This window comes from Kitasatospora sp. NPDC029367 (assembly GCF_055569135.1).
Genome location: NZ_JBVHYH010000013.1, coordinates 125,373 through 133,722 on the forward strand (window position 1 = coordinate 125,373; position 8,350 = coordinate 133,722).

The following is an 8,350-nucleotide window of genomic DNA, read 5'->3' on the forward strand; positions in this document are numbered from 1 at the left end:
CCACCCCCCCCCCCCCCCCCCCCCCCCCTCCCCCCCTCCCCCCCCCCCCCCCCCCCCCCCCCCCCCCCTCTCCTCCCCCCCCCCCCCCCCCCGGCCCGGTGGCCTCAGGCCCCGCGCAGGATCAGCCGCTGCGTCCGCCGCAGCACCGGGCTCGGCGGAACCCCCAGCTCGTCCGCGAGCCTGCGGCGGGTGCGGTCGAACACGGCCAGCGCGTCGGCCTGCCGACCGCCACGGAACAGCGCGCCCATCAGCATCGCCGCCACCGGCTCGTTCAGCGGGTGCTCCGTGGACAGCGCCATCAGCTCCGTGATCGCCCCGGTGTACTGCCCAAGCCGGAGCCGCCACTCCGAGCGCCGCTGGGCGAGGGTGATCCTGCGCTCGGTCAGCCGCAGCCGCTCCAGTTCGGCGAGCGGGCCCGGCAGCCCGGCCAGCGGCTCCCCGCCGAACAGGTCCAGCGCCCGGGAGCAGAGCCGGACCGCCTCGGGCAGGTCACCCGCCCGGTGCGCCGTCCCGGCGGCGGTGACCAGCTCCTCCATCCGGGCCAGGTCCACCTCGGTCGCCGCGGCGACCAGGCGGTAGCCGTACCGGTCGCGCTCGATCACCGAGGCCGGACAGTCCCCGCGGCGCAGGGCCTTGCGCAGCCGGTACACGTGCACCGGCACCACGTTGGTGACCGGCGGCTCCGACCCCCACACGCCGTCCAGCAGCTCCTGCTGGCTGACGGTCCGTCCCCGGTGCAGCGCGAGTGCCGCCAGTACGGCCTGCTGGCGCAGGTGCCCCAGGTCCAGGTCCCTCCCGTCGTGCTGCGCCCGGAGCGGTCCGAGCACCGAGATCCGCACCTTCGGAGCGCCCGTCGCGGCGCCGCGTGGCCCCGGCCCGGGCACCCGCCCCGACCTGGGCACCGGCGTGCGGGGGCCGCAGCCGGGCGCGACGAGCCCGCAGTCGAAGGCGTGCACGATGGCGGCGGCCCGGTCGCGCAGCCCGAGCTTCCCGAGGACCCGCGCCAGGACTCCGGCCACCACCTCCTCGGGGACGGCGAGGTCGGCCGCGATCTCGTCGTCTCTCAGGCCGCAGCCGACCGCCCGGAGCACCGCGCGCTCCTGGTCCCCGAGTTCGGCGGTGCTCGGCCGGGTGGTGGTGGCGGTCGTCGACATCGCTGCTCCCTGCACTCCGCGCCGGCCGGTCCGGTCGGCGCCGTCGACAAGGTAGTGGCGGGCCCGCCGGGCCCGGAATCCGGAACGATCCGGAGTGGCGCGCCGGACGGCCCCGGTACGCCGGGACGGCCCCGGCGCGCCGTGGTGCTCAGCGGCAGTCGAGGAGGGTCGGGCGGTCCTTGGTCCGGACGGCCGGGAGCCAGGCCGTGGCGGTGTCGGGGAGGTGGACCCGGTACCAGAGGGTGGAGGCGCGGTCCTCCTCGTCCACGATCGGCAGGCCGGTGGCGAGCTGGCAGTCGGCGTCGAGGGTGTCGCCGTGCCAGACGCGGGTGGGGACGACGTTGCCGGCCGTGTACGGGCGCAGCGGGTCGACGGCCAGGCCGAGGCTGCACCCGGGGTCGCGGTCGGCGCGGTCCTGGCAGCTGCGCTCGGCGTTGAAGACCCGGATCCGGCCGGGGTGCCCGGGCGGCTCGGAGCGCGGCCAGAGCGCCGCGGCGGAACCGGCGGCCGTCGCGGCGGCGACCAGCGCGAGCAGGGCCGCGCGCAGCCGCGGGCGGCGGCCCCGGCGCGGCCGGCGGCCGGACCGGTGGTCGCGGATCCGGGCCAGCAGGCTCTCCGCGGTGTGCGGGGCGCGGGCGGCGTGGGTCGGGGCGAGGCAGTCGGCGGCCAGCTCGCGCCAGAACGGCGGGACGTCGGAGGCCAGGCGCAGCGCGGCGCGGCCCTCGGCGTACTGCTGGGCGGCGGCGCTGCGCGCGGTCGGGGTGGCGCCGGGGAAGGGCGGGACGCCCGCGGCGAACACCTCGTGGATCACGATGCCGAGCGCCCAGATGTCCGCGGTGGTACGGATCTTGACACCCTGCTCGCCGAGCGGCTCCTTCCACCGCTCCGGCGGGAGGTAGTCGGGGGTGCCCATCGGGGCGCAGTGGCCGTGGGTGCCGGTGAGCTCGATGGCGAGGCCGAAGTCGGAGAGGCGGACCTCGCCGTCCCGGCCGATCAGGACATTCTCGGGCTTCAGGTCGGTGTGCACCCAGCCGGAGCGGTGCAGGTGGGCCAGGCCCTCGCAGATGCCGGCCACGATCCGGCCGCCCCGGTCCTCGTCGACGCCGCCGACGAGCAGTTCGCGCAGGGTGCACTGCGCCCGCTCCATGACCAGGACGATCGCGCCGTCCAGCGCGGGGTGCTCGGGGGCGGTCAGGGTGAGGGTGTCGAGCAGCGGGACCAGCCGCGGGTGCGGCGCGGTCCGGGCCAACTCGACCTCGCGCCGGGCGGCCTCGGCGACGCTGCGGGCCTGCCGGGGCGCGAGCCCGGCGGTCGGCAGCACCTTGAGCGCGACGGTGCCGTCCGCGTCGGTGACCGCAGCTGTGTCCGTGACCTCGTTCGTTCCGCTCCGGCGCGCGGCGTAGACGGTCGCCCAGCCGCCCTCGCCGATGAGCCCCGTCACGGTCCACCCGCCGACCCGGTGACCGGGTGGCAGCAGGTCCTCGCCGTCCCCGCAGAAGGCCGGATCGTGCATGCTCGCTGCCCTCCCTACCATTCCCGACCGTCCGGGCCCGGCGCCTCGGGGCGCGGCAGCAGCGCGAGGTGCTCCTCGCGGACGATGCCGAACTTCAACGCCAGCCCGACGACGGCCTCGCGCTTGCCGCTGCGGCGGTCCGGGCGCGCCGCGCCGTCGGGCAGTTCGACGCGGAGCTTCTCGTCGGCGAGGTAGTCGAGGTGGGAGCTGACCGCGCGCGCCGTGAGCCGGCCGCAGGCGGGGTGGCCGCGCAGCCGCGCGACCACCTGGGGGGTGGTGGGCACGGCGGCGGGGGAGAGGTCGCGCAGCCACGGCTCGCAGAGCGCGACCAGCACCAGGAAGTAGGTGGCGGTCTCGTCCAGCGAGTACGCCGTCATGGTGCGGCTCTCCCAGGAGCCGCCGCGGGCGTGCGGGTCGAGGTAGACGTGGTCGGGCGCGAACACCTGGAAGGACAGCGGGGTTTCGCGCCGCGAGGGCAGCACCACCCGGGAGAACTCGAAGGGGATCGGCGCGCCGATCCGCCGCGGCGGCACCCGCAGGTACTCACCGGCGCCCTCCGGGTTCTCCACCAGGTAGGCGTGGGTGTTGCTGAGGTTGCTCAACTGCCAGTGGTCGTCGGTCGCGTGGATCTCCCCGGCCAGCCGGGAGACCGTCTCGTCGCCGAGCCGGAGCTCCACCGGCGTACCGGCCGAGCCCCGCCCGAAACGCGCCCGCTCCCCCGGCCCGAGCCGCAGGGTCACCGCCTCGTCGCCGTTCCCCTCCGGCAGGTGGACGAGAATCCCACTCACCGTTCCCCCGTCCCGCACACTGCTGTCCCGTACCGCACACCGACCGTTGCCCTGACGGACGGAACGTTACCTCCTTGAGCATGACAATAAACAGAATGGTGGTGCAGGCCACGTGACGGCGAGGTCGGGGGGTTCGGTGAGCGGGACGGTCGGCGCGGACCGGCAGGCCGTGCCTGCCGATCCGCGGTCGGGGGAGAGCCGGTGGTGTCAGCCCACGGCGGGGCCGGCGGTGGTGTTGAGCCAGGCCCAGTCGGACCAGGTGGAGAAGCCGGTCTGCCACTTGTGGTAGACGCCGGCGCTGCTGGCGCCGAAGACCTCGATCCGGCCGTCGGCGTTGGCGGCGGCGAAGATCTCGGTGCCGCCGCCGCCGAAACCGTCCCACTGGCCGTAGGGCGCGTTCACGCCGGTCTGCCAGATGTGCTGCGCGGTGCTGCCGTTGATGGCGAACGCCTCCACCCGGCCGTCCGGGGAGCGCTCACTGGTGATCCGGGAGTCGGCCGGTCCACCGGCGGCCTCCCAGCCGGACCAGGTGGTGGGGTTGGTCTGGTACTTGTGGAAGACGCCGGCCGGTCCGGAGGCGAGGACTTCGAGGCGTCCGTCCTCGTTGTGGTCGACGGTGAGGGCGCGTCCGCCGCCGCCGAAGCTCTCCCAGGTTGACCAGCCGCCGCTGGGGGTGGTCTGCCACTGGTGCTGGAAGGTGTTGCTGTTGAGCGCGAACACCTCCAGCCGTCCGTCGGGGGCCTTGCCGAGCCGGACTTCGCTGTCGGCCGGTCCGCCGCCCGCCGATTCCCAGTCCGACCAGCCGCTGTTGGGTGCGGTCTGGTACTTGTGGAAGAGGCCCACCGGGCCGGAGGCGAAGACCTCCAGTCGCCCGTCCTGGTTGGCGCCGACGGCGAGGTCGTGGCCGCCGCCTCCGAAGGCCTCCCAGTTCGACCAGGCGCCGGACGGGGCGAGCTGGTAACGGTGCTGGAGGGTGCTGCCGTTGAGGGCGAACATCTCCAGCCGTCCGTCCGCGTTCGGCCCGATCGCCAACTCGGCGCCGCCGGGGCCGCCGAGGGACTCCCAGTCCGACCAGGCGCCGTTCACCGACGTCTGCCAGGCGTGCGAGACCCCGTTGGCCCCGGCCGCGAAGACCTCCAGCCGGCCGTCCGCCCCGCGCGCCGACACCACCTTTCCGGACTTCGCCGGGTACACCAACGGCGCCGGCCCCGGGTCGTGGTGGCCGAGCCGGTCCGCGGCGGCCTGCGCCGCACCCAGGTAGCGCTCGTGCGCGCGCTGGTTGTACGTCGACCAGGGCTGCCAGTTGGTACCGCCGTTGGAGATGCGGTAGGCCGCGTCGGCGTTGCACTGGGCGTCGAAGGCGCAGGCGTCGCTGACCTCGGGGTGCCAGTAGTCGTTGATCTCCCACAGGCCGCGGTCGCGGGACGGCGGGGTGTTGTTCTGGACGTTGGACGCCGAGGGGTTGCAGCTGGACTCGGCCATGCCGACGGCGATCGCGGTCACCAGGGCGTCGCCCCGGAAGCCCGCGTTGTAGCCGACCTCGGCGCACAGGTCGATGCCGGTGGCGGCGGGCGCGGGCGTGGCGCCCGCCGTCAGGCCCGCCGCCACACCCAGGGAGGCGAGCGCGGACAGCAGGACGCGGTGGGGCGCCCGTCGGGTGCGTGGTGTGCTGGTCACGTGAGGTCTCCTCAGTTGACGGCGGGGCCGGCGGTGGAGTTGAGCCAGGCCCAGTCGGACCAGGTGGAGAAGCCGGTCTGCCACTTGTGGTAGACGCCGGCGCTGCTGGTCCCGAAGACCTCGATCCGGCCGTCGGCGTTGGTCGCGGCGGTGATACCCGTGCCGCCGCCGCCGAAGGTGTCCCACTGGCCGTACGGGGCGTTCAGCCCGGTCTGCCAGATGTGCTGCGCGGTACTGCCGTTGATGCCGAAGACCTCGACCCGGCCGTCCGCCGTCGGCTGGCTGGTCAGCCGGGAGTCGGCCGGTCCGCCCGTGGGCTCCCAGCCGGACCAGGTGGTGGGGTTGGTCTGGTACTTGTGGAAGACGCCGGCCGGGCCGGAGGCGAGGACTTCGAGTCGTCCGTCCTCGTTGTGGTCGACGGTGAGGGCGTGCCCGCCGCCGCCGAAGGTCTCCCAGGTTGACCAGGCGCCGCTGGGGGTGGTCTGCCACTGGTGCTGGAAGGTGCTGGCGTTGAGCGCGAACACCTCCAGTCGGCCGTCCGGGGCCTTGCCGAGCCGGACTTCGCTGTCGGCCGGTCCGCCGCCCGCCGATTCCCAGTCCGACCAGCCGCTGTTGGGTGTGGTCTGGTACTTGTGGAAGAGCCCCACCGAGCCCGACGCGAAGACCTCCAGCCGCCCGTCCTGGTTGGCGCCGACGGCGAGGTCGTGGCCGCCGCCCCCGAAGGCCTCCCAACCCGACCAGGCGCCGGACGGGGCGAGCTGGTAACGATGCTGGAGCGTAGCGCCGTTGAGGGCGAACATCTCCAGCCGCCCGTCCGCGTCCGGACCGATCGCCAATTCGGCGCCGCCCGGTCCGCCCAGGGACTCCCAGTCCGACCAGGCGCCGTTCACCGCCGTCTGCCAGGCGTGCGAGACACCGTTGGCCCCGGCCGCGAAGACCTCCAGCCGGCCGTCCGCCCCGCGCGCCGACACCACCTTTCCGGACGGCGCCGGATACACCAACGGCGCCGGACGCGGACCGGTCCCCGGTCGGCAGGGCATGGTGATGCCGCGGTCCGCGAGGTAGGGAACGGGGTCGGTGCGCACGGTCGCGTTGGCGTCGGCCCAGACCCGCAGGTGCAGGTGCGGGCCGCTGGCCTCGCCCTCGCTGCCCATCAACGCGATCTGCTGGCCCGCCGTCACGTGCTCGCCGACGGCCACGTCCCGCTCGCTCATGTGCCCGTACTCGGTGATGGTCCCGTCCGGGTGCAGGATGCGGATCCACTGGCCGTAGCCCTGCGCCGGTCCGGAGGCCGTCACCTCGCCGTCGCCCACCGCGTAGATCGGGGTGCCGTAGTCGTTGGCGATGTCGATGCCGTTGTGCTCCGGGGTGTAGCCCTGGGAGATCTGGCCGCGGGCCGGGCAGGACGCCGCGAACCCGGCGACCGCCACCGGCGCCGCCCCGGCGGGCGCGGCCGGTACGGCGACCGGCAGCAGCAGCGCGGCCGCGGCCAGCACCAGCCGCGGAACGGAACCCAGCACCGGTCCGCCCCTCATGCCCTGCACCGGCGGCGGCGAGCCCTACGACTGGGGTGGTGCGCGGTCATCCCGACCTCCTGAAGACGCGTGATAGCGGCCCCTCCGGACCACCCGGGGCACGCTAACCACCCGCCACCCACCCGGGAACCCGGAACCATCCGGACTGACACCACCACCCCACCCCACCGACACTGCCCCCGGTCGCGCGGACGCCACCCCCACCCCCTTCTCCCGGCCACGTGCCCCCGGCCCCTGGCGGGCCCCCTCGCCGGCCCGGCCGTCGCCCCACGTCAGAGCGGCCACCGGGCGGCCTCGGACCGACGACCCGTCAGTCCTGCCCCGGAGCCCCACGCGACGCACCGGACGAACCACGCCCCACGCCTCGCGGATAATCCTCGTGGAAATGACCGAGAACGCCTTGAGCCAAGGCCCGTTCGATTGACCCTCATAAACCCGGTCCGGATACTGATCGAGTACGACGCAACGGAAGCTCGTTGCGCAGCGGACTCCGATTCGTCATTCCATCCGACTGAGGAGCATCCATGTTCACGAAAGCGAAGAAGGCCGCGAGCTCGATGGCCCTGGCCTTCGCCGCGGCGGCCACCCTCACCGTGGCCGTGCCGTCCGGCAGCGCCTTCGCCATCGACCACATCCCGTGCGACGGGAACCGCAATGACTTCCTGAAGATCTGGTCGCACCTCGACGGCCGCGACAGCGTGGACTGCTACGCGAACGCGGGGTCGATCGACTTCGGCGGGTGGTGGGTCGACCGCATCTCCACGGGGAACAACGACCTGATCTACTCCGACGCCAACGGCGATTCGGTGCGGGTCAACCGCTGGACCGACATCTCGTACCCGAACCGCCCGCCGAAGGTGAACTCCATCCGGATCCTCTGACGAAACCGCCGGAGCGGTCCCCGAACGGAAATTCCCCGGCCGCACCACCGCAACTCCCCGCAGCCCCCGGTACTTGGATCGCCGTCGAATCTTCCGTGAGGTAAATCCGCTCCACCCCGGCTCACCACCGGTGCCGGCCCCGCCCCCAGGCGCGGCCGGCACCGACCTGTGCTCCCGCGGCCGCGTGCCGGTCAGCTGTCCAGGCCGTAGGCCACCGCGACCGGGCCGTGGCCGGACCAGCGCCCGGCGTGGGCGTCGGCGCGCTCCACGCGGCCGTCGGTGGCGCGGGCGGCGAGGCCCGGGGTGGCGACCTGGAGGTCGATGCGCCGGCGGATGGGCACCTGCTCGAAAATGGCCCTTCCGTGAGCAGCGGGACAGCGTTGGCACCGGTTCGGGCCGTGTTTGGTCCGCGCGTGTCGGACACGCACGGGTACGTGGGCACCTGGTGCAGGCGTCGTCGGGGACCAGCGCACGCTCTTGAAGGAGTGAGAGATCGTGGGTTCCTTCGAGAAACGGCGCGATCCGCCGCGCCACCGGGAGGTTCTCCGAGCAACCCCCGCGAGCGCGGGGCGGATCCCCGCCTTAGAGGACTTACGCCGTGACGCTCCACGCCTCGCCGGGCTAGGAGGGGTTGGCCGGCGGGGACGAAGAGCCAATCCGGCTGATCCCGAGGTGGTGGCACAGAGCCGTCCCGGTGGTGGACGGTCGTGGGGGGGGGGGGGGGGGGGGGGGGGGGGGGGGGGGGGGGGGGGGGGGGGGGGGGGGGGGGGGGGGGGGGGGGGGGGGGGGGGGGGGGGGGGGG

At 74.5% G+C, this 8,350-nt stretch carries 7 protein-coding genes; 1 reads left to right on the forward strand and 6 read right to left on the reverse strand.

The features are described from left to right. Positions 1-104: 104 nt before the first annotated feature. The 5 genes from ACZ4W5_RS10190 to ACZ4W5_RS10210 form a co-directional block, all read right to left on the reverse strand. Complete coding sequence (locus ACZ4W5_RS10190; protein ID WP_465653837.1) at positions 105-1,154, reverse strand: BTAD domain-containing putative transcriptional regulator; 1,050 nt, start codon at positions 1,152-1,154, stop codon at positions 105-107. 148 nt (positions 1,155-1,302) lie between these two features. Then, on the reverse strand, positions 1,303-2,667 hold the full coding sequence (locus ACZ4W5_RS10195) for a serine/threonine-protein kinase (protein ID WP_465653838.1): 1,365 nt from the start codon (positions 2,665-2,667) through the stop codon (positions 1,303-1,305). A gap of 14 nt (positions 2,668-2,681) precedes the next feature. After that, complete coding sequence (locus ACZ4W5_RS10200; RefSeq protein ID WP_465653839.1) at positions 2,682-3,455, reverse strand: serine/threonine protein kinase; 774 nt, start codon at positions 3,453-3,455, stop codon at positions 2,682-2,684. A gap of 207 nt (positions 3,456-3,662) precedes the next feature. Further along, positions 3,663-5,132, reverse strand: coding sequence for a DUF8189 domain-containing protein (locus ACZ4W5_RS10205; protein ID WP_465653840.1), 1,470 nt, complete (start codon positions 5,130-5,132; stop codon positions 3,663-3,665). An 11-nt stretch (positions 5,133-5,143) separates the two neighbouring features. Continuing rightward, the gene (locus ACZ4W5_RS10210) at positions 5,144-6,652 is read right to left on the reverse strand and encodes a DUF8189 domain-containing protein (RefSeq protein ID WP_465653841.1); all 1,509 of its coding nucleotides are present in this window, start codon (positions 6,650-6,652) and stop codon (positions 5,144-5,146) included. A 539-nt stretch (positions 6,653-7,191) separates the two neighbouring features. Between ACZ4W5_RS10210 and ACZ4W5_RS10215 the strand changes: the two genes are divergently transcribed. Continuing rightward, positions 7,192-7,548, forward strand: coding sequence for a beta/gamma crystallin domain-containing protein (locus ACZ4W5_RS10215; RefSeq protein WP_465653842.1), 357 nt, complete (start codon positions 7,192-7,194; stop codon positions 7,546-7,548). A gap of 191 nt (positions 7,549-7,739) precedes the next feature. Here ACZ4W5_RS10215 and ACZ4W5_RS10220 read toward each other — a convergent pair whose 3' ends face one another. Continuing rightward, positions 7,740-7,889 (reverse strand): hypothetical protein, encoded by a 150-nt coding sequence (locus ACZ4W5_RS10220; protein WP_465653843.1) that lies wholly within the window; start codon positions 7,887-7,889, stop codon positions 7,740-7,742. Between the last annotated feature and the right edge of the window lie 461 nt (positions 7,890-8,350).